15 protein-coding genes are annotated in these 22,813 nt (G+C 62.5%); 11 read left to right on the forward strand and 4 right to left on the reverse strand.

The window, feature by feature from the left end:
* Positions 1-320: 320 nt before the first annotated feature.
* From pth to galE, 3 genes are all read right to left on the reverse strand, one after another.
* Positions 321-884, reverse strand: coding sequence for an aminoacyl-tRNA hydrolase (gene pth / locus B5E60_RS10805; protein WP_087311510.1), 564 nt, complete (start codon positions 882-884; stop codon positions 321-323).
* 13 nt (positions 885-897) lie between these two features.
* Positions 898-1,473 carry a 50S ribosomal protein L25/general stress protein Ctc gene (locus B5E60_RS10810; RefSeq protein ID WP_087311511.1) on the reverse strand — a complete coding sequence of 192 codons (576 nt, stop codon included), beginning with the start codon at positions 1,471-1,473 and terminating at the stop codon, positions 898-900.
* Positions 1,474-1,849: 376 nt separating this feature from the next.
* Entirely contained in the window at positions 1,850-2,878 is a 1,029-nt protein-coding gene (galE, locus tag B5E60_RS10815; protein ID WP_087311512.1) for a UDP-glucose 4-epimerase GalE, read from the reverse strand.
* Between the two features lie 604 nt (positions 2,879-3,482).
* Between galE and kbl the strand changes: the two genes are divergently transcribed.
* Together kbl and B5E60_RS10825 are read left to right on the forward strand one after the other, a co-directional pair.
* Positions 3,483-4,670: a glycine C-acetyltransferase gene (gene kbl, locus B5E60_RS10820; RefSeq protein WP_087311513.1), complete on the forward strand. Its 1,188-nt coding sequence runs from the start codon at positions 3,483-3,485 to the stop codon at positions 4,668-4,670.
* Positions 4,671-4,704: 34 nt separating this feature from the next.
* Complete coding sequence (locus tag B5E60_RS10825; protein WP_087311514.1) at positions 4,705-5,178, forward strand: Lrp/AsnC family transcriptional regulator; 474 nt, start codon at positions 4,705-4,707, stop codon at positions 5,176-5,178.
* Positions 5,179-5,312: 134 nt separating this feature from the next.
* Here B5E60_RS10825 and B5E60_RS10830 read toward each other — a convergent pair whose 3' ends face one another.
* Positions 5,313-6,503, reverse strand: a complete 1,191-nt coding sequence (locus tag B5E60_RS10830) for an AraC family transcriptional regulator (RefSeq protein ID WP_087311515.1) — start codon at positions 6,501-6,503, stop codon at positions 5,313-5,315.
* 220 nt (positions 6,504-6,723) lie between these two features.
* Here B5E60_RS10830 and B5E60_RS10835 point away from each other — a divergent pair, with 220 nt between their 5' ends.
* The 9 genes from B5E60_RS10835 (at position 6,724) to B5E60_RS10875 (ending at position 22,798) form a co-directional block, all read left to right on the forward strand.
* Complete coding sequence (locus B5E60_RS10835) at positions 6,724-9,615, forward strand: GH92 family glycosyl hydrolase (RefSeq protein WP_087311516.1); 2,892 nt, start codon at positions 6,724-6,726, stop codon at positions 9,613-9,615.
* A gap of 38 nt (positions 9,616-9,653) precedes the next feature.
* On the forward strand, positions 9,654-10,514 hold the full coding sequence (locus B5E60_RS10840) for an endonuclease/exonuclease/phosphatase family protein (RefSeq protein WP_087311517.1): 861 nt from the start codon (positions 9,654-9,656) through the stop codon (positions 10,512-10,514).
* Positions 10,511-12,445, forward strand: coding sequence for an alkaline phosphatase (locus B5E60_RS10845; RefSeq protein WP_087311518.1), 1,935 nt, complete (start codon positions 10,511-10,513; stop codon positions 12,443-12,445). Before B5E60_RS10840 ends, B5E60_RS10845 begins: the two co-directional genes overlap by 4 nt.
* A gap of 18 nt (positions 12,446-12,463) precedes the next feature.
* Positions 12,464-14,068: an MGH1-like glycoside hydrolase domain-containing protein gene (locus B5E60_RS10850; protein WP_087311519.1), complete on the forward strand. Its 1,605-nt coding sequence runs from the start codon at positions 12,464-12,466 to the stop codon at positions 14,066-14,068.
* A gap of 16 nt (positions 14,069-14,084) precedes the next feature.
* A complete protein-coding gene (locus B5E60_RS10855; protein WP_087311520.1) occupies positions 14,085-15,089 on the forward strand; it encodes a metallophosphoesterase family protein in 1,005 nt (334 codons plus the stop codon).
* A 16-nt stretch (positions 15,090-15,105) separates the two neighbouring features.
* The gene (locus tag B5E60_RS10860) at positions 15,106-15,930 is read left to right on the forward strand and encodes an ROK family protein (protein ID WP_087311521.1); all 825 of its coding nucleotides are present in this window, start codon (positions 15,106-15,108) and stop codon (positions 15,928-15,930) included.
* Between the two features lie 22 nt (positions 15,931-15,952).
* Positions 15,953-17,668: a beta-N-acetylhexosaminidase gene (locus tag B5E60_RS10865; protein WP_087311569.1), complete on the forward strand. Its 1,716-nt coding sequence runs from the start codon at positions 15,953-15,955 to the stop codon at positions 17,666-17,668.
* A gap of 289 nt (positions 17,669-17,957) precedes the next feature.
* The gene (locus B5E60_RS10870) at positions 17,958-21,158 is read left to right on the forward strand and encodes a SusC/RagA family TonB-linked outer membrane protein (RefSeq protein WP_087311522.1); all 3,201 of its coding nucleotides are present in this window, start codon (positions 17,958-17,960) and stop codon (positions 21,156-21,158) included.
* A 14-nt stretch (positions 21,159-21,172) separates the two neighbouring features.
* Positions 21,173-22,798 carry a RagB/SusD family nutrient uptake outer membrane protein gene (locus tag B5E60_RS10875; protein WP_087311523.1) on the forward strand — a complete coding sequence of 542 codons (1,626 nt, stop codon included), beginning with the start codon at positions 21,173-21,175 and terminating at the stop codon, positions 22,796-22,798.
* Positions 22,799-22,813: the final 15 nt, after the last annotated feature.

The raw sequence follows: 22,813 nt of genomic DNA on the forward strand, positions 1-22,813 counted from the left end.
GGGGGGGGCTGGCGCCGGGGCGTTGAGCCGTCGGGGAACTTGCTGGCCGGGGCGCCATGCCGTCGTGCGGCTCTTGTCGCCGGGGCGCCGGGTTGCCGGGGTATTGAGCCGTCAGGGCGCTGCGTTGTTGTGTTGCCGTGCCGTCCTTTTTGTCGGGTAGCTGCGCAGCCGGGATCTTCCCTCCGGGCAAAAAAAGAGAGCCGCGGCAGGGTGACGCAACTCTTTTCTCGCTTGAAATTACTCGCAATGAAGAAAATCCTGTCGGGCTCTTTTGGGGGTCGGATCGGAATCCGCAGGGCGGTCGCAGCAGCCGTCCTCTCTTATTTCTTGTTGAAGAAGTTCATCGTCATGGCGCATCCCTGCGTGGCAAACGAGCGGATGGCGTCGACGAAGACCTTCAGCCGTTCGGGCATGGCCGTCCGTTCCTCTTCGGTCCACTCGCCCAGGACGTAGTCCACCTGGTGCCCCTTCGGGAAATCGCCCCCGATGCCGAAGCGCATCCGGGCATACTCCTCGGTGCCGAGCAGTTCGGCAATGTTTTTCAGCCCGTTGTGGCCGCCGGCACTCCCTTTCGGACGGAGCCGCAGCGTGCCGAACGGCAGGGCGATATCGTCCGAGATGACCAGCAGATTTTCGCGGTCGATCTTCTCGGCATCCAGCCAGTAGCGCACGGCCTTTCCCGAGAGATTCATGTAGGTCGAGGGCTTCAGCAACAGCAGCATGCGCCCCTTGTAGCGGACCTCGGCCACATCGCCGTAGCGGGCTGTGGTAAAAACAGCGTTGGACGCCTCTGCAAGGGCGTCCAACACTTTGAAACCGATGTTGTGACGGGTATTGGCGTACTCGGCGCCGATATTCCCGAGCCCAACAATGAGGTATTTCATGACGGGTCAGCGACTATTTGACTGCGGCTGCATCGGCGCCACGCGAAGCACGCGTTACGCGGACTGCGCAGACGGCCGTCGTTGCGGGCGTCACGAACTTCAGGTTCTCGAACTTCAGGTCGCCGACGAAGATCGTCTTGCCTACACCGAGGTTCGTCACGTCCACGACGATCTCGTCGGGCAGATTCTCAACCAGGGCGCTTACGGTCAGCTTGCGGGCCGACAGGACGAGCTTGCCGCCGATCTTCACACCTTCGGCGTTGCCGGTCAGGCGCACCGGAATGGCGATCGATACGGGTTTGCCCTCGGCGATGCGGTAGAAATCCATGTGGAGGATCTCCTCGCGGACGGGGTGGAACTGGGCCTCACGCAGTACGGCGAGCTCCTTCTTGCCCTCGAAATCGAACTCGACGATGTAGGAGTTCGGGGTGTAGATCAGGGGCTTGATCTCGCGGGGATCCACGGAGAACATCTCCGTCTCACCGTTGCCGCACAGTACGCAGGGTATCAGACCCTCGCGGCGTACGCTCTTGGCGGCCTTCTTGCCGAAGTCGGCACGTTTTACGGCCTTTACCGAAATGGTTTTCATCTTGTTTGTGTTTTTAAGTGTTACCTGCGGCGGTTCTCAACACGGTCTCTGCGGGCCGCATCCCAGTTCCGCCTGTTTGGGGGTGCAAATTTAGGCAAATCCTTTCAAAAAAGAAAATTTTGTGGCAAAAACCTGCTGCGGAGGATGTTGGACGGCGAGTTTCCGGATAAAAAAAGGGGCGGAGATCCGGTCGATCTCCGTCCCTCTCGTTGCGGAATCCTTGCATGGGGCGCACCTGCAGTCTCCCTGTTTGCCTCCCTGTTTGCGGAGTGGGCGACGTCGGCTCCGTCTTCTCCGTTTGCGGCGCCGCCGGCTCCGGCTTTTCCGTCCGGAGTGCCGCCGGCTCCGGCTCCCGGCCCCTGTGCCCCACCCGGCGCTATTTCATGCCGCGCAGGTGCTTCTCCCAGGCCCAGGCCGAGGCGAGCGTCTGGTCGAGCGTACGCTCGGCCTTCCAACCCAGTTCGGTATTGGCCAGCGTCGGGTCGGCCCAGATGGCGATGATGTCGCCCTCACGCCGCGGCGCAATCTTGTAGTTGAGCTTCAGGTGGTTGACCTCCTCGAACTTGTGAACCAGCTCCAGCACCGAGACGCCGCGTCCCGTGCCGATGTTGAAGATCTCGTAGGTCTCCTTGTTCTTGTCCTCGATCATGCGGCGGATGGCGGCCACGTGAGCCTTGGCCAGGTCAACGACGTCGATGTAGTCGCGGATGCACGAACCGTCGGGCGTCGGATAGTCGTCGCCGAAGACCGAGAGGCATTCGCGGATGCCGGCGGCCGTCTGCGTGATGTAGGGCACGAGGTTCTGCGGCACGCCGCGCGGCAGCTCGCCGATCAGGGCCGACGGATGGGCGCCGATCGGGTTGAAGTAGCGCAGCGCGATGCCCTTCAGTCCGGCATAGGCCGTCACCGAATCGCGCAGGATGTCCTCGCACATCTGCTTCGTATTGCCGTAGGGCGAGGTGGCCGGCTTGCGGGGCGTCTGCTCCGTGACGGGCTGCTTCTCGGGCTCGCCGTAGACGGTGCACGACGACGAGAAGACGATGTTCTGCCGCCCGAACTCACGCATCAGTGTGATGACGTTCATGAACGACGTGAGGTTGTTGCGGTAGTACTCCAGCGGTTTCTGGACCGATTCGCCGACGGCTTTCGAGGCCGCGAAGTGGATCACCGAGTCGAACTCGTACTGCTCGAAGACCTTGCGGAAACCCTCCAGATCGCAGCAGTCGACCTTCACGAAGGGAATATCGACGCCCGTGATCTGCCGTACGCCCTCGACGGCCTTCATGTCGCTGTTCGAGAGGTTGTCGACGATCACCACGTCGTATCCGGCGTTGATAAGTTCCACGGTGGTGTGCGAACCGATGTAACCGGCTCCGCCGCTCACCAAGACACACGATTTTTTCATAGGATGCGGTTTGTTGTTTTGAGTAACAAAGATAGCTATTTTTTCGGAACATGCGGGGACGCCCGCGGAAAAATTGCGCTTCCCGGGCTGTGGCGAAAACTCTGCCGCCACACCCGGTGACGACGGAGTCGGTCTGTGAATTGCGGGGCGTCGTTCCGTTGTTTTCCGTGGCTGTCAGCTGGAGGGTCTGCTTGCCCGACCGGCCTCGTTGAGGCGTGACCGTCAGCCGGTCGCCCCGTTCGAACGTCAGCTCGGGTTCCGGTGCCGGAGCAACGGTCGAATCATGCTTGCTGCATCCTGCGGCTGCCAACAGCAGCGGGAGAATCGATAATAACACTTATTTCATGGAAAAAATAATTTAGGGCGTGCCCCTGGAAATCTCCGTATATTATAAAACCATTTTCTGGATTTTTGTTTTGTAAACCGGTCCGTCCATCCCGTCCCGATCCGGAGATTCGGAATGTGTTTGCGGCATGGAACTGACGATTCGTAACCCCGGACGTGAAAAATAAGCGCCGGCGAGTGCCTGTTTTCGGAAAAGTTTCCTATATTTGTAACAGTTTGATACCGCAACAGCGAATTTTCATCAAAAAATTAACACGATATGTACGGAAAAATGAAGGAGTACCTGCAACATGAACTCGCCGAAATCGAGGCTGCAGGGCTCTACAAGCACGAACGAGTCATCTGCTCGCCCCAACGCGCCGAGATCGAAGTTGCAGGTCGGAAGGTCCTGAACTTCTGTGCCAACAACTACCTCGGACTTTCGGACAACCCCCGTCTGATCGAGGCCGCCAAGCGCGCCATGGATGCCCGCGGCTACGGCATGTCCTCGGTCCGCTTCATCTGCGGCTGCCAGGACATTCACAAGGAGCTCGAGAAGGCCATTTCGGACTACTTCGGCACCGAGGATACGATCCTCTATGCCGCCTGCTTCGACGCCAACGGCGGTGTCTTCGAGCCCCTCTTCACGCAGGAGGACGCCATCATCTCCGATGCGCTGAACCACGCCTCGATCATCGACGGCGTACGCCTCTGCAAGGCCGTGCGCTACCGCTACGCCAACGCCGACATGGCCGAACTCGAAGAGTGCCTCAAGAAGGCTCAGGCCCAGCGCTTCCGCATCATCTGCACCGACGGCGTCTTCTCGATGGACGGCAACGCCGCTCCGCTCGACAAGATCTGCGCCCTGGCCGAGAAGTACGACGCCCTGGTGATGGTCGACGAGTGCCACTCGGCCGGCGTCCTGGGCAAGACCGGCCGCGGCATCACCGAACTCTTCAACCTGCGCGGACAGGTCGATATCCTCACCGGTACACTGGGCAAGGCCTTCGGCGGCGCCGTGGGCGGTTTCACGACCGGCCGCAAGGAGATCATCGACATGCTGCGCCAGCGTTCGCGTCCCTACCTCTTCTCCAACTCGCTGCCCCCTGCCGTCGTCGGCGCCGGAATCGAGATGTTCCGCATGCTCGCCGAGAGCAACGAACTCCACGACCGGCTGGTGGCCAACGTCGAGCACTTCCGCAAGGGGATGATGGCCGCCGGTTTCGACATCAAACCCACGCAGTCGGCCATCTGCGCCGTGATGCTCTACGACGCCAAGCTCTCGCAGGACTTCGCCGCCCGGCTGCAGGATGAGGGGATCTTCGTCACGGGATTCTACTATCCGGTCGTCCCGAAGGGGCAGGCCCGCATCCGCGTACAGGTGTCGGCCGGCCACACCTTCGAACAGCTGGATCGTTGCATCGCCGCCTTTACGAAGATCGGCAAGGAGCTCAATGTCCTCAAATAAAACCGATTTGTAAACCGTTAAATCTGTTCAAGCCATGGCTAAAACCGCGTTGGACGCGATTGACCGCAAGATTCTGAAGTACCTCATCAAGAATGCGCGCATGCCGTTTCTGGAGATCGCCCGTGAGTGCGGTATCTCGGGTGCGGCCATTCACCAGCGGATCCGCAAGCTCGACGAAGCGGGTGTAATCCGCGGCAGCCGGCTGATCGTTGACCCCAAGGTGATGGGATTCGACGTCTGCGCCTATATCAGCATCCTGCTCAAGGATCCGCAGCTGCAGGCCCATACGGTCGAGGAACTGAAGAAGGTCGACGAGATCGTCGAGTGTCACTACATTACCGGCAAGGGCAACATCCTCGTGAAGCTCTACTGTGTGGACAACGAGCACCTCATGCATACGATCTTCGACGGGATCCTGCGCATCCAGGGCATCGCTACCACCGAGACCAATATCTCGCTGCAGGAGGTTTTCCAGCGCGAGGTCAACATCGATTTCATCGAGGAGTAGCCGCCTCGCACGGCGGGATTCCCGAACGGATCGGAGCGGTGGTTTTCCACCGCTCCTTTTTTTGTGGGTGCCTTTCGGGGGGCGTTTGTTGGCCTCTTTCGGGGACGCGGCGGGTGCGGCGGCAGGGGTGGCGGTCAGTGTTTCGGGCTGAAGATCTCGCGGCGATACTCCGAGGGGGTGATGCCGCGCAACTGCTTGAAGGTCCGCGAGAGGTTCTTGATGTCGGAGAAGCCCAGCTCGATGGCCGCTTCGGAGACGCTCTTGCCGTCGCACAGCAACTGCGCGACCTTCTCGATACGGATCTGGAGGATGTAGTCGTAGATCGACGTCCCCATGCTCTTTTTGAACCGGGTCTCAAGCAGCCGCCGCGAGAGGGGCACCAGCCGGACCAGTTCGTCGACGGAGAGCTTCCGGCTGATATGCTCGTGGATGTATTTCAGGACCTTGGCGATATGCTGGTCGTTGTTGGCGTAGATGTCCGTTGACTGGCGGGTGATGATGTGCGTCGGCAGCACCTCAACATCCTCGCGGGGGGTGGCTGGGTCGTGGAGGATGCGGTCGATGAGCTGGGCGACGTCGTAGCCGCCCTGTTCGATGTTCTGGTTGAGCGACGAGAGGTTGGGGGTCGAGAGCCGGCAGATGGTCTCGTCGTTGTCCACGCCGAGGACCGCGATGCGGTCCGGGATGCGGAGGTCGCCGCTGCCGCCACCCCCCCCCTCGCTCTGCTGGCAGGCTTCGGTGATGTGGTAGGCGTGGTTGTCGTCGCAGGCCATGATGGCGACGGGTTTCGGAAGCGACTGGAGCCACGTCACCAGCTGGTGCGAGTCGTAGTCCCAGAGGGCGTTCTCGGCGGCCTTGCAGAGTGCCGAGAAGGTGTAGTCCGCGTCGGCCTGGCGGATGGTATCGCGGAAACCCTGCAGGCGTTCGTCGGACCAGACGACGTCGCGCGTGCCGTAGAAGGCGAAGTGGCGGAATCCCTTCTTGATGAAGTACTCCGCGCCCATCTTCCCGGCCAGGGTGTGCGGGCCGGTGATGTTGGGGATGGTCGTGAAGCGGGTCTTGAAGTCCTGGGCGATGGTGATGATGCCCTCGCGGGCGAAGAGCTCGACGTTGTCCGTGTTGTAAAACTGGCCGATGACGGCATCGGCGCGCGTCTTCCGGGCGAGGTCGAGGACGGCCTCGATGCCGAACTTGTCGCGGATCGACAGCGGCAGCCGGCAAAGGCTCCAGGCCTGCCCGACGGTGTGTGCGTAGCGGGCGATGCCGAGCAGCAGGTTGCGGGCATAGGCTTCCGAAAAGTCGGTCAGAAAGAGGATGCGTGCCATTTCGGGGGGGCTTTGTCGAGATAAAGGTAACTCTTTTTTCGGTAAAAACGGCTCGTTCCGGACAATTTTCCCCGCTCTTTTTGTCGCATGGTCCGGTCCCGGGCTGCGATGCAGGGGTGTGATCTGCGTGATTTGAGGAGCTAAAGACGCAAATCGCCACGGCTCTCCGGAGCATCTTTATTATTTTTGTAAAATCTGAAACCAACCGATCTTGTCCATAATGAAGCGAACCTTGGCTTTTGTCCTGCTGGCCGCTGCCGGTGTAGCCTGTGCGGAGAGTTCCGATCCGCTTGCGTATGTCGATCCTTTTGTCGGAACGGGATTCCACGGGCACACCTATCCCGGGGCTACAACCCCCTACGGCATGGTGCAGCTCAGCCCCGACACACGGTCAGGCGACTGGGATGCCTGCGCCGGCTATTACTACGAGGATACGACCCTCGACGGCTTTTCGCATACCCACCTCAGCGGGACGGGGTGCGCCGACCTGGCTGATGTGCTTTTCCGCCCGACGATGCGCCGGGCGGTGACCGGCGAGGGGGTGTATGCTCCCGAACCGTATCGTTTTTCCCACGACCGGGAGCGTGCGTCGTGTGGCTACTATGCGGTGACGCTGCCCGACGAGGGGATCGACGTCGAATTGACGGCTGCACCCCGCACGGGAGTCCACCGCTACCGCTTCTACGGCGAAGGGGAGCGCCGCGTGGAGATCGACCTGACCCATACGGTGGGCGAGGAGCGGATCGACCGCAGCGAACTGACTCCCTGCGGCCCGACGGAGCTCTGCGGCATGCGTCTGACGCAGGGCTGGACACCGGATCATCATGTCTTCTTCTCGGCGGAGTTCTCCGCCCCGTATGCCGACGCCGAGGTGCTCGACGGCCGGGTGGCCGTGCTGACCTTCTCGCCGGAGGTCGATACGCTGACCGTGGCCGTGGGGCTTTCGTCGGTGAGTTGTGAGAATGCCCGCGAGAACCGCCTCGCGGAGGTGCCGGAGCTCGATTTCGATGCCGTTCGGGCCCGGGCCGAAGCGCTGTGGCGCGAGGCGCTGGGCGGGGTGACGGTCACGGGCGGCAGCCGCGACGAACGCACGAACTTCTATACGGCACTCTACCATACGAAACTGACCCCCAACCTGATGAGCGACGTCAACGGGGAGTATCGGCGTCAGGACCAGACGATCGGACGCCTCCCGGCCGGCCGGCGCTACTATTCGACCCTTTCGCTGTGGGACACCTTCCGGGCCTGGCATCCGCTGCAGACGCTCGTCGACACCTGTTTGGTCAACGACATGGTGCGCAGCATGCTCGACATGTACGACTGCACGGGCGAGTTGCCGATCTGGCCCCTGGCTTCGGGCGAAACGCGGACGATGATCGGCTACCATGCCGTTTCGGTCATTGCCGATGCCTGGCTGAAGGGGATCCGCGGTTACGACGGCGGGAAGGCGCTTGAGGCGATGGTCCGCTCGTCGGAGGTCAACGCCAAGGGGGCGGACCTCTATGCGGCGCGGGGCTATATCCCCTCGGAGCTGCGCAACGAATCGGTCTCCTGTACGCTGGAGTACGCCTACGATGATTGGACCATCGCCCGCATGGCCGAGGCGCTGGACAACGACGACGTGGCCCGCACCTACCGGGAACGGGCCATGAACTACGTGAACCTCTTCGACGGCTCGACGGGCTTCTTCCGCGGGCGTCGCAGCGACGGCGGCTGGACCGTGCCGTTCGAGCCCTTCGCCACGGGGCGCGACTATACCGAGGCGACGCCGTGGCACTACCGCTTTTTCGTGCCGCATGATGTGAACGGGCTTATCCAGCTGCTGGGCGGCCGCGAGGAGTTCCTCCGGCAGCTCGACCGACTCTTCACGCTCGAATCGGAGGAGATGCGTCTCGATGTCTCCGACGTGACGGGGCTCATGGGGCAGTATGCCCACGGCAACGAGCCGAGCCACCATATGGCCTATCTCTACAGCTATGCCGGCCAGCCGTGGAAGACCCAGGAGCTGACCCGCCGCCTGCTTGACGAGATGTATGCCCCGACGCCCGGCGGCATCATCGGCAACGAGGACTGCGGGCAGATGTCGGCCTGGTACCTGCTCTCGTCGCTGGGCCTCTATGCCGTCTGCCCGGGCTCGAACGAGTTCGTGCTGACCACGCCGCTCTTCGAGCGGGCCGAGGTCCGGCTGGCCAACGGTCGTGTGTTGACCGTGACGGCCAACGACCCCGCGCACAACCGCTACATCCGCTCGGTGACGCTCAACGGCGAGCCCGTTGCGGAGAACTTCATCCCCTACGACCGCCTGATGGAGGGCGGGGAGCTCTCGTTCGAACTGACGCGAAGGCCCGATCCGGTACGGGGTACGGAACCCGGTACGGAGCCCTACTCGCTCACCCGCGGAGAACGGGTCTCGATCCCCTATACGACGAGCGATGTTCATCTCTTCCCCGGGATGGTCGATGTGGACTTGGCCACGACGACCCCCGGGGCCCGGATCCACTATACGCTCGACGGTTCGGAACCGACCGAATCCTCGCCGCTCTATACGGGGCCGGTGCGGGTGGACCGTTCGCTGACGCTGCGCGCCCGGGGGTTCCGTGACGGCACCGAGCCGAGCCGCGAATTAGTGCTCCGTGCCGTGAAGGCCGCCTTCCGGCCGGGGCTGCAGGTGGCCGGGACCCGCCCCGGCGTCGCATACCGCTACTACGAGGGGACCTTCTCGCGGGTAGCCGACCTTGAGGGGCAGCCGGTGGTCGAACGGGGAATCCTCCCGGAGGTGACGATCGGCGGGGCCCGGCAGCGCGACCACTTCGGATACTGCTTCGAGGGGTTGATCCGCGTCCCGGAACGGGGCGTCTGGGAGTTCCGCCTGCAGAGCGACGACGGCAGCGTGCTGGAGATCGGCGGCGAGCGGGTTGTCGACAACGACGGTTCGCATGCGGCCGTGGCGGCCACCGGGCGGGTGGCGCTGGATGCCGGCCTGCACCCCTTCCGGCTGCTTTATTTCGAGGATTACGAGGGGGAGGAGCTCTCGTGGAGCTGGCGCCCCTCCGCAGAGGCGGAGTTCGTGCCCGTCCCGGGCGGGAACCTCCTCGTGGCTGATCCCGACTGAATACGAATCATGAACCGAAAACACGGATGACCATGAGAATGAATCGGATCCGGTGTGCCGTCTCGGCCGCGCTGCTCTTCCTGTCGGCGTGCGCCCCCGAACCGGCCCCCGAGTTGAACGTGATGACGTTCAACATGCGTTATGACAATCCCGAAGACGGGGAGAACAACTGGCGTTTCCGCCGCGAACGGGTGGCCCGGGCCATCGAGATGAACCGCGCCGATGTGTTCGGCGCCCAGGAACTGCTCCTCAACCAGCTCAACGACCTGAAGGAGCTCCTGCCCGGCTATGCCGAGGTGGGGGTTGGCCGCGAGGACGGCGCCGGAGCGGGCGAATTCAACCCGGTCTTCTACCGCACGGACCGTTTCGAACTGCTCGACTGGGGGACCTTCTGGCTGAGCGAGACCCCCGAGAAGGCCGGTTCGAAGGGGTGGGACGGCGCCTGCGAGCGGCTGGCCACCTGGACCGTGCTGCGTGACCGCGCCGGGCGCGAGATCTTCTTCATCAACACGCACCTCGACCATGTGGGCGAGGTGGCCCGCCGCGAAGGGGTTACGCTGCTGCTCCGGCGCATCGACTCGCTCTGCGGGGGGCGTCCCGTGGTGCTGACCGGCGATTTCAACGCCGAGCCCGAGTCGGAGGTCATCACCCATGTCGTCGGGAGCGGCCGTCTGCGCCACACCCGCGAGGCGGCTGCCGAGCGCTCCGGGACGGCGTGGAGCTTCTCCGACTTCGGGCAGATCCCCGAGGGAGAGCGGCAACTGATCGACTATGTTTTCGTGGACGACGGGTTCGACGTCCGTTCGTACCGGGTGCTGCCCGATACGCTCGACGGCGGGTTCCTTTCGGACCACGCCCCCGTCCTTGTCAAACTGCAATATTACGATACGAAACGATGAAACTCCGAATGTGGAAATGCGTCCTGCTGCTCCTGCTGGCGGCGGGCGCGGCAACTGCCCGGGCCGAACGGCCGATCCTGATCCATTCGCACAACGACTATGCGCGCTGTGTCCCCTTCTATCAGGCTTATGCCCAGCACGCGGCCTCGATCGAGGTCGACCTCTTCCTCCACGACGGGCAGCTGCTCGTCGGCCACGACGAGGAGGAGCTCTCGGCCGGCTTGTCGTTCGAGAAGCTCTATGTCGAGCCGCTGGTCGGGCTCTTCGCCCGCAACGGCGGCCGCGCCTGGCGTGACAGCGACGAGACGCTGCAGCTGATGATCGAACTCAAGTCGGAGACCGACCCGACGCTGCAGGCTGTGACGGCGCTGCTCGACCGCTGGCCCGAGGTCTTCGATGTGGCCCGCAACCCGCAGGCCGTGCGCATCGCCGTGACGGGGCGTGTCCCGGCCCCGGAGCATTTCTGCGACTACGCCCCCTACGTGCGTTTCGACGGCGCCTGGGATGCCGACTATACGCCCGACCAACTGGAGCGCGTGGCGCTGGTGAGCGCCAACTTCCGGGACTTCTCGCAGTGGAACGGCAAGGGCTCGATCATCCCGTCGGAGCTGGCCCGCCTCTGCAAGGTGATCGACCGGGCCCACGCCTGGGGAAAACCCGTCCGCTTCTGGAACGCCCCCGAGGGGACGACAACCTACTATACGTTCTACAACCTGGGAATCGACTACATCAATACCGACCGTCCGGAGAGTTGCGCAGCCTTCTTTTCCGATTTCGGCAACAAGAACTTCCGCATCGGCGACCGTCGCGCCGCCGAGGGAGGTGTCACCGGGACGAAGCGGCTCGACAAGACGACGCGCGACTTCGGCGGTTTCCAGAACGACAAGCTCCAGCTGTCGGAGGGAATCGATGTCTACGTGCCGACCTACCGCAACGACGGCGGTCGCGGGCGGGTCCGCAACGTGATCTTCCTGATCGGTGACGGCATGGGCCTCTCGCAGATCCTCGCCGCGGCCTATGCCAACCGGGGGCTGACGACCCTGCAGATGAAGCACATCGGGCTGCAGTTCAACAATGCGCTGGATGCCTTCACGACCGATTCGGCGGCCGGCGGCAGCGCCCTGGCCACGGGCGAACGCCACGCCAACCGCCACATTGCGATGAGCGTCGACGGGATTCCCTGTCCCTCGCTGAGCGACTATTTCCATGAGCAGGGGCGTGCGGTAGGGGTGCTCACCCTCGGCAACGTGGCAGATGCCACCCCGGCGGCCTTTTACGGCCATTCGGTCGAGCGGGACAACTCCGATGAGCTGACCCGGGCTCTGCTCGACGGCCGGATCGACCTGCTGTGCGGCAGCGGGATCCGCCAGTTCGAGGAGCGCCAGGACGGGATCGACCTGGTGGGCGAGTTGTCGAAGCGCTACGCCTTCGTCCGTTCGGTCGACGCGATCGGCGGTGACGGCCGCCCGGTCATCTGCATCGACGAGCGCATGGACGAGGCTGCCGAGGAGGCCAACCTCTCGCTGCTGGCCGACGCCACGCGTGCCTCGATTGAGAAGCTGCAGCAGCGCAGCCGGAAGGGCTTCTTCCTGATGGTCGAGGGGGCCAAGATCGACTATGCCGGCCATTCGTGCTGCCTGCCCGGCTCGGTGATCGAGATGCTGAGCTTCGATCTGGCCGTGGCCGAGGCGCTGAAGTTCGCCGATGCGAACGGCGAGACGCTGGTCGTCGTGACGGCCGACCACGAAACCGGCGGACTCGTGCTGCTCGACGGCGACGAGCAGTCGGGCCGCATCCTGGGCATCTACACGAGCGACGACCATACGCCCGCCATGCTCCCCGTCTTCGCCTACGGGCCCGGTGCCGACCGCTTTTGCGGCACCTATCTCAATACGGAGATCGCCCGCCGGATCCGTGAACTGACCCGCTGAACCATGAAAAGAACCGAGATGAAACGAAGGACAATTGCGGCGGCGCTGGCCTGTCTGGCCCTGCCGGCCGCAGCCCAGGGGCTGAAATCGGGCCCCTACGAGCTCCCCTACAAGAATACCTATGTCAAGGAGGTCTTCGTCGCCGAGAACGAGTTCCGCACGGCCGAGCCCGTGACGCGTATGCCGGGATCATTCGACGAGGCCCGGCAGGTACTCCCCGAACCCTACTGGGAGGGGCACGATGCGGAGATCGAGATGTACTGGCACGCCTGGCGCATCGCCGTGGGGAACATCCGCCAGCCGCAGGAGGGCTCGGGGTTCGTGGCCCCGTACCTCGACATCGCCTACAACGGCAACATCTTCATGTGGGACATGTCGTTCATGATGATGTTCGCGCGCTACGGCTACCGGTTCTTCCCGTTCCAGTCGTCGCTCGACAACTTCTACGCCAAACAGCACCCCGACGGCTTCATCTGCCGCGAGATCCGGGCAGACGGGTCGGACTGCTTCGAGCGTTACGACCCCACGTCGACGGGCCCCAACCTGCTGCCCTGGGTCGAACTGGTCTACTACCGGCAGTTCGGGGACCTCGACCGCCTGCACCGGGTCTTTCCGGTGCTGTGCGCCTATGCGAAGTGGTGGCGGCTGAACCGCACGTGGCCCGACGGCTCCTACTGGTCGAGCGGCTGGGGCACGGGTATGGACAACATGCCGCGCGTGAAGGAGGAGTACAACCCGATCTACTCGCACGGCCACATGTCGTGGCTCGACACGAACCTGCAGCAATACCTGGTCGACGCCTCGCTGCTGCAGATCGGTTTCTACATCGAACGGTGGCAGGAGATCGAGGAACTGGAGGACGAGATGAAGTTCCTGAAGGGCTACCTCAACGAACGGATGTGGGATGACAGGCGGGGCTTCCTCTGCGACCGATATGCCGACGGGACTCTGTGCTCGACGCTCGGGATCGGAGCCTACTGGGCGCTGCAGACCGACGTGCTCGACAGCGTGCGCCTCGCGCGCCTGGTTTCGCACCTGCGCGATACGGCGGAGTTCAACCGCCCGCACCGGGTCCCTTCGCTGGCTGCCGACCACCCGAAATACAACCCCAACGGGCGCTACTGGCAGGGCGGCGTGTGGCCCGGGACGAACTACATGCTTATCGACGGGCTCCGGCAGCAGGGCTATGGAGAGCTGGCGCACGAGATTGCCGAAAACCACTACCGTGCGGTCTTCGAGGTGTGGAAGAAGACCGGGACCTTCTGGGAGTACTATGCCCCGGAGCGGATCGAACCGGGCTTCATGGCACGCAAGGATTTCGTCGGATGGACGGGGCTTCCGCCCATCGCGGTCTTCATCGAATACATCCTGGGCATCCGCTCGGACTATTCGGAACGTTCCATCGAATGGGACCTCACGAAGACCGAGGCGCACGGTATCTCGCGCTATCCCTTCGGGCCCGAGGGGGTTGTCAGCCTGCGCGTCGGGCGCCGGAAGAGCGTCACGGAGCGCCCCGTGATCCGGGTCGAGTGCGAGGAGCCCTTCGACCTGACGGTCCGCTGGGGCGGGAGCGAGTGCCGCACGGTCCACGTGACCCAAAGCGGAGAAGTCAAACTGAATTGAAAAAACAGGACCAATCATGAAGAGAGTGATCGCATGGAGCTTTCTGCTGCTCCTGAGTCTGAATACGTCGGCGGCGCGGCCGCAAGGGCTTCGTTTCGCGGCCGACGGCACGTTCCGCATCGTACAGTTCACCGACACGCACCTCGACCCGCAGACTCCGGAACGGCAGGCTGAAGCGGAGAAGACCTTCGCGCGCATCGACCGGATCATCCGCACGGAGCATCCCGACCTGCTGGTCTTCACGGGCGACGTGGTAACGGGCAGCCCGGCTGCGGGGATGTGGCAGCGGCTGCTCGATACGCTCTTCCGGCGGGGCGTCCCCTACTGCGTGGTGCTGGGCAACCACGATGCCGAGCAGGATCTGTCGCGCCGGGAGATTGCACGGCTGGTGACCTCCGCCCCGGGGAGCCTCAATACGCTCGACGCGGCGGGCGAATTGGCCGATGTCGAGCTGACGGTCGGCGGTTCGGCCTCGGAGCGGGTGGCGGCAGCGCTCTACTGCCTCGATTCGCACGACTATTCGACCGTCGAGGGGGTAGAGGGTTACGGCTGGTTCGACCGCGGGCAGATCGACTGGCTGCGGGGCTGCTGTGACCGCCGCACGCGGGAGAACGGCGGCGAGCCGCTTCCGGCGCTGGCCTTCTTCCACATTGCGCTGCCCGAATATGTTGCGGCGTGGCGCAATCCCGACAATCCCCGCATCGGACGGGCTGCCGAGGAGGAGTGTCCCGGCGCATTGAATTCCGGCATGTTTGCCGCCCTGGTCGAGAGCCGGAGTGTCATGGGTACCTTCGTGGGTCACGACCACGACATCGACTATCTGGTGGTCGAAAAGGGGATCTGTCTCGGTTACGGCCGCTATTCGGGCGACAACACCACCTACAACAACCTGCGGCCCGGAGTCCGCATGATCGAGCTGCACGAGGGAGACCATGGATTCGTGAGCTGGATCCGCGAGGATGACGGCCGGGTGGTCGACCGCGTTCGGGTAGTGGAAGGCAAAATCGTGAAAACCAGATAAAAACAATTGTTCGGAAATGAGAATAGGAGTTGATTTGGGCGGCACGAACGTTCGTGTCGGATTGGTCGACGAAGGCCGCATCGTGCGGCTGATCTCGGAGCCCTGCAAGTCGGACCGCCCGGAGGGGGAGGTCGTGGCACATATCGTTTCGCTCATCGAACAAGTGATCGTCCCCCGTGTGACGCACATCGGCATCGGGGTCCCCTCGGTCGTGGATGCGGCCCGGGGGATCGTCTACAACGTCACGGGAATTCCCTCGTGGCAGGAAGTGCACCTCAAGGAGATGCTCGAAGCGCATTTCGGGATTCCGGTACACGTGAACAACGACTGCAACTGCTTTGCCATGGGGGTTTGCCGCTACGGCGAGGCCCAGGGGTTCCGCGACGTGGTGTGCGTGGCCCTCGGTACGGGAGTCGGGGCCGGAGTGGTGATCGGCAACAAACTCTACTGCGGCTGCAACACGGGGGCGGGTGAGATCGGCAGCATCCCCTATCTGGACCGCGACTACGAATACTACTGCAGCAGCCGTTTCTTCGTGGGGCGCGGTACGACCGGCAAGGAGGCTTTCGAACGGGCCGTGGCGGGCGATCCGGATGCGCTGAAACTCTGGGAGGAATTCGGCCGGCACGTCGGGCGTCTGGTCATGCTGATCCTCTACGCCTACGACCCCGAGGCGATCGTCTTCGGCGGGAGCATTTCGCACGCCTTCGACTTCTTCAGCGAAGCGATGCACGCCGAGTTGGCGAAATTTCCCTATGCCAGGACCGTCGAACGGGTGCGGATCCGCTGTTCGAAAATCGAAAACATCGGGCTTCTGGGAGCTTCGGCCTGTCATGAATAGCGAGGTGTTCAGATCGCCGGGAATGGCGCGGGGACGGAGTGCCGGCGGGCGGGATTTCAGTGCGCGGGGTACTCTGTTGGGCGGAGTGCTCCTTGTGGCTGCGGCCCTCCTGGCTTCGGGATGCGGCCGCGTGATCCGCGCGGAACGCCCCGTGCAGGTGACGCCGCGCCCCGTAGAGGTGGTCGAAGGCGAGGGTGTTTTCCGGCTTACGGCCCGGGTGCCCTACTGGATGCCCGGGGAGGAGCCTGGTGGAGAGACCGGTGAAGGGACGGTTGCGGGGATGAAAGCCGTAGGCGAGGCGTTCGTCGAACTCCTGACGCCTTGCTTCGGGCAGCCGCCGGTCCGGGCCGAACGCCTCCCGGAACGGGGCGGTATCCGGTTCGAGATCTGCGATACGCTGGATGCCGGGGCCTATTGCCTTGAGGTGACGCGCGAGGGGATCGGAATCCGCTCGGGTGATGCCGCCGGGGCGTTCTATGCCGTGCAGACGCTGCGTCAGCTGCTGCCGCCCGCGGCGTTCAGCCCCGGCGGGCCGGTACGGGCCGTCGAGATCCCCGAGGTGCGTATTGTCGACCGACCCTGCATGGCCTATCGGGGGCTTATGCTCGATGTGGCCCGCCACTTCTTCACGGTCGACGAGGTGAAGCGCACGATCGACCTGATGGCCCTCCACAAGATGAACGTCTTCCACTGGCATCTGACCGACGACCAGGGCTGGCGCATTGAGATCCGCCGCTATCCCGAACTGACACGGGTCGGGTCGGTGCGACGCCGGACGCTGATCGGCAAGGATCCCGGCGGCGAATACGACGAGTCGTGCCGCTACGACGAGACCCCCTATGGCGGCTATTATACACAGGAGCAGATCCGCGAGGTGGTGGACTATGCCGCCCGGCGCTTCATTACGGTGATCCCCGAGATCGAATTCCCGGGGCATGCCGTGGCGGCCCTGGCCTCGTATCCCTGGCTGAGCTGTACGGGCGAGCTTTACGAGGTGCGCCAGACGTGGGACATCGACGACCGGGTCTTCTGCCCGGGGCGCGAGTCGACCTTCGAATTCATCGAGGGGGTCCTCTCCGAGGTGCTGGAACTCTTCCCGTCGGAATATATCCACATCGGCGGGGACGAGTGCCCGACGAAGATGTGGGCCCGCTGTGGACACTGTCAGGCCCGGATGAGGACGGAGGGTATTGACGACCTGCGGGGGCTTCAGGGCTATGCCACGGCCCGGGTCGAACGCTTCCTGCAGGCGCACGGCCGGCAACTGATCGGCTGGGACGAGATTCTCGAAAGTGGGGTGACCCCGACCGCCGTCGTGATGTCCTGGCGTGGTACCGAAGGGGGCGTCCGTGCCGCCCGGCAGGGTAACCGGGTGGTCATGTCGCCCTCGACCTATTGTTACTTCGACTATTACCAGACGGAGGATACCGCCTCCGAACCCTTGGCCTGGGGCGGCTGCCTCCCGCTCGAAAAGGTCTATGCGTTCGATCCGTATGAAGGGCTCGACGAACGGGAGCGGGCCTGCGTCCTGGGGGTTCAGGCCAATCTCTGGACCGAATACATCCCTGATTTCGGGCAGGCACAGTACATGCTGCTGCCGCGGTTGAGCGCCCTGGCCGAGGTCGGGTGGAGCCTCGACCGCAAGGATCCGGCCGATTACCGGAGGCGTCTCGCCCGGCTGGCCCGCTGCTACGATGCCGCCGGTTTCCACTATGCACGGCACGGTTTCGGGGAGTGATTCCCGCCGTTCCGACCCGGCCGGTGTGCAGATCTGCGTAATATGAGGACTATATTACGCGAAATGCGTCCATTTCCTTTGTAAGAGTTTATAAATTTGAATATCGGAAAGTGTAAACTGATCCCGACAGGGCATATTATGTGCTTTTGTTTGGGGTATTATTAAAAAAATAATTAAAAACATTAAAAATTTTTTTTTGAAAAACGATCTCTTCCCAAGATCTCTTCCCAAGATCTCTTCCCAAGATCTCTTCCCAAGACTTCTCTAATTAACTATTAACCTTAACACTATGGAAATGAATTCGACACTTTCGGAGAAGAAGTGGAGATTCCTCCGCGTTCTTCTGATGAGCCTGCTGTTGGGCATGCTCATGCTTCCTGTTGAGGCCCAGAACCAGGTGACGGTTTCGGGACGCTTGACCGATACGGGCCAGAACCCGTTGATTGGCGCCTCGATCATCGAACAGAGGACGACCAACGGCGTCACGACCGATGCCGACGGCCGTTATACGATTTCGGTGAAGGCCGACGCCGTGCTGGAATTCTCGTTCATCGGCTATAAGACGCAGGCCATCCAGGTGATGAACCGCACGCAGATTGATGTGGTCATGGAGGATGACGCCATGATGATCGGCGAGGTCGTGGCCATCGGCTACGGCTCGCAGCGCAAGGAGGACCTCTCGATGGCCGTGACCACCGTCAAGGTCGACGATGCCGCCCGCAGCCGCGCCTCCGACCTCGGTACCCTCCTCCAGGGCCGCATGCCGGGTGTCACGATCATGCAGTCCGGCGACCCGATGCAGAAGGCTTCGTTCTCCATCCGCGGCCGCGGCTCGAAGGGCAACGACCAGGGCACCGAGCGCGGTAACGACGGTCCTACCTCGGGTGACGGCGTGCTGGTGGTTGTCGACGGCGTGCCCAACGCCCCCTACATGGTTGAGGACATCGAGACCATCACCGTCCTGAAGGATGCCGCCTCGGCCGCCATCTACGGTGCATCAGTCGGATCGAGCGGCGTCGTGCTCATTACGACCCGCCAGGCCGAGGCCGGCAAGACGCGCGTCAATGTCAACGTCTCGCTCGGTTTCGAACGCTCGATGAACCTCCCCACGATGCTCAATGCCCAGCAGTTCTGCGACATATGGGCCAAGGCCGTGTCGAATTCGGCCAACGGCTCGCTGCCGAACCTGGCCAACCCCGAAGTCTATGCCGGTGCCAACGTGACGCGCACCGACTGGCTCGACGAGATCTTCCGGACCGGCCTCACCCAGCACTACGGGGTCTCGATCAGCGGCGGCACCGAGAAACTGCAGTCGATCCTCTCAGTCACCTACGACGACAAGGAGGGTACGCTGCTCAATACCTGGAGCCAGACCCTCGGCGCCAAACTCCATACGACGTTCAAGCCTGTCAAGTGGCTGAAGCTCTCCGAGCGCGTCTCGTTCGAGTACTCCAACGGCCAGGGCAACGTCAATACGTCGCACACCGGCCCGATCCTCGGTGCCATGTGGTTCCCTGCCTCGGCCTCGGTCTATGACCGCGATGCTGACGGCAACATCATCTACGACAGCTACGGCAAACCCAAGTACGGCGGCATCGCCTCGTCGGCCGACATGGCCGCCGGCGTCACCGGCCCGAACATCGTCAACCCGGTAGCCCAGCTTGAGACCATGCGCCGCCGCTATCCCCGCACGAAGGTCTTCTCGACCACCTCGCTGGAGATCAAGCCCATCACCGAGCTGACCATCAAGTCGGAGTTCACGGCCGACCTCGATACGCGCGAGGAGGACGAATTCTCGCCCGCCATCGACGTGCCGGGCGGCTCGACTACCGGTACGCGCGACCAGTACTACTTCAACAACTTCCACACGCTGTGGGAGACCACCGCCACCTATGCCCAGGTCTTCGGACGCCACCACATCAGCGCCATGGCCGGCTTCACGACCGACTACCAGAAGAACCACTACCGCGAATACCGCACCAAGGGGTATATCGACGCCACGGACAACAACATGGTCTGGGACTCGGCCGACGAATGGGCCAGCAACCCCTCGGAGACGCTGCGTGACTACGCGATGGTTTCGGTTCTGGGCCGTATCGGTTATTCGTTCGACGACCGCTACTTCCTGGTCGGCAGCATCCGCCGCGACGCCTCGTCGAAACTCCCCTCCGCGAAGAACTACGACTGGTTCCCCTCGGTGTCGGGCTCGTGGAAAATCTCCTCGGAGAAGTTCTTCCGGAACTCCTCGCTCACGAAGGTCTTCGACCTGGTCAAGCTGCGCGCCGGTTGGGGTAAGGTCGGCAACGTGACCCTCTACTCGCTGCCCAACCCCACGCAGATCCCGCTGCTGACCTACACGGACGGCTCACTCATCGGCGGAAATACCGTCTACGGTACCTATCTGGAGACGATCGCCAACACCAACGCCACGTGGGAGACCACCGTACAGACCAGCGCCGGTCTCGACCTGACGATGTTCCAGAACAAACTCGAGTTCAGCGCCGACTATTATTATAAGGAGACGCGCGACCTGATCGACTACATCCCGACGCCTTCGCAGATCGGTGTGGAGAACCCGCCCCTGGGCAACATGGGCAAGGTGATCAACCGCGGTTGGGAGTTCTCGGCCTCGTACAGGAACAGCGTGGCCGACGGCAAGTTCAACTACAACGTCTGGGGCACCTTCTCGGTCAACAAGGGCTGGGTCGATGACTACGGAGCCCAGAAGATCGTGCAGCACAACAACCCGAACATCAACAGTACGCCGATCCTCTACTCGGCCGCCGGCTACCCGTGGTACTCCTACTACATCTACCGTACCGACGGCATCTTCCGCTCGCAGGAGGAGATCGACCGCTACGTGAGCAAGAACGCCGAGACGGGTGAGGTGACCCAGGTGCAGCCCAACGCCAAGGTCGGTGACCTGAAGTTCGTCGATACGAACGGCGACGGCGTGATTACGGACGACGACAAGGTGCTGACGGGCTGCTACACCCCCAAACAGACCTATTCGTTCGGCGGTTCGTTCGACTGGAAGGGTTTCGACTTCAGCATCATGTTCCAGGGCGTGGCCGGCAACTACATCTACAACGGTACGAAGCAGATGGCCATGAACGGCCGTCAGGACATGGGCAACCTGATCTCCGATGTCTTCAACACGTGGGATTTCAACCCCTCGGGCAGCAAGTACCCGCGTCTGGGCATCGTCGAGGATGACAACGGCAACTACGTGAAGTTCTCGGACGTCTTCCTTGAGAAGGGCGACTACCTGCGACTGAAGAACATTACGCTGGGTTATACGCTCCCGAAACACATCTCCCGCCACATCGGCCTCGAAAAGGGCTCGCTGCGTATCTACATGAGCATCGACAATGTGGCTACGATCACCGGTTATTCGGGCATCGACCCCGAAGTCGGGAACTACGGTGTCGACGCCGGTGTCTATCCCGTATCGCGTTTCTTTAACTTTGGTGTAAACGTCAACTTCTAAACTACAAATCGACCATGAAAAAGATATTGTTAAGTATTTGTCTGGCCGTCAGCGTATTCGCTCTTTCGGGCTGCGCCGACTTCCTCGAGCGTGAGCCTTATGGCCGCGACACGTCGTGGAAAACCGACGAAGATGTCATGAAGGCCGTCTATGCGCTCTACTATTTCGTGTCGCCGCACTGGAGCGAGGAGATCTGCGGCCGCGGGCACATGTGGTTCGAGTGTGCGAGCGACAACGTGCTGATCGGTCGTGACCGCCCGGCCGTGGACGAGATCCGCGAATTCCGCATGTCGCCCTCCAATGACCAGGATGTCAAGAATGTCTGGGGTGTCATGTACCAGAACGTCGCCAAGGCCAACAACATCATCAAGCTGGTTCCCGACTTGAACATCACCGAGTCGGTGAAGAAACTGGCACTCGGTACGGCCTACTTCTTCCGCGGCTTCTCGATGCTGTGGATGGTCCCCTACTACGGTGACGACACGAACGGCGGTATCCCCATCATCCTCGACACGACGCCGATGGACGAGATGGACTCCCCGCGTCCGGACCATGTGCTGAAGAACTATGACCAGATCATCGCTGACTTCCGCCGTGCCGCCGAGGAACTTCCTTACTTCTCCGAGCTTTCGACCTCGCAGTACGGCCTGCCTCACAAGGCGGCCGCCTGGGCCTTTGCCGCCCGTGCCGCCCTCTATGCCGCACAGTATGACGCCTCGTACTACAACACGGTCATCGAGATGTGCGACCTGGTCATGGGAATGACCGGCGCCGACAAGCGCTCGCTCTACATCGACCCGAACAACAAGTCGAAATCCTTCGCCAACCTCTGGCGCAAGGAGCAGAACCACAGTTCGGAGTATATTTTCTCGCTGGAGGGCGATGCCACCAACGGCGCCCGCTACCACGGTGTGACGTTCGTGAATGCCGGCTGGGGCCTCTACAACACGTGGGGATACTACACACCGAGCCTGGAGCTTTGGAATGCCTTCGAGGAGGGTGACCAGCGCCGCGAGGCCACGATCCTCTACCCGGGCAACCACGTGAAGTTCATGGGCCGCGACATCACCTTCGGCGGCTATTGTACGGACGGTTCGATCTCCTCCTACACCACCAGCCACGTGTCGGCCGGACTCATCAACCAGAAGTTTATCTCGCCCTGGGAGACGGGCAGCTACACGGAGGTGTCAAGCCAGCGCGACAAACTCTGGAATACGCTCAACGTCTGCCTGATGCGTTATGCCGACGTGCTGCTGATGAAGGCCGAGGCGCTGATCTGGACCCAGGGTGAGGGCAACGGCGAGGCCAAGGAGCTGCTTGGCGACATCCGCGAGCGTGCCGGGCTGTCCCGTGAGAATGCGGCCACGAAGGCCGAGCTGCAGAACCAGCGCCGTTGCGAGCTGGCCTTCGAGTTCCAGCCCAGCCGCCATATCGACGTGATCCGCTGGGGCCTGGCCCAGGAGTACTATGCGAAACCGCTGCACAGCGTGGTTTCGAAGATGGTCGACGGCCAGATCAAGACCGAAGAGGTGGAGGTCTATCCGGGCCGTACCTTCAATCCGACCTACAACAAGGTGTTCCCCATTCCGGAAACGGCTTTCAACGGAACGGTGAACCTCAAGCAGAACAAGGGCTATTAACCGATTGATAAATAG

The sequence above is a fragment of the Alistipes sp. An116 genome (assembly GCF_002161005.1).
Taxonomy (GTDB): domain Bacteria; phylum Bacteroidota; class Bacteroidia; order Bacteroidales; family Rikenellaceae; genus Alistipes; species Alistipes megaguti.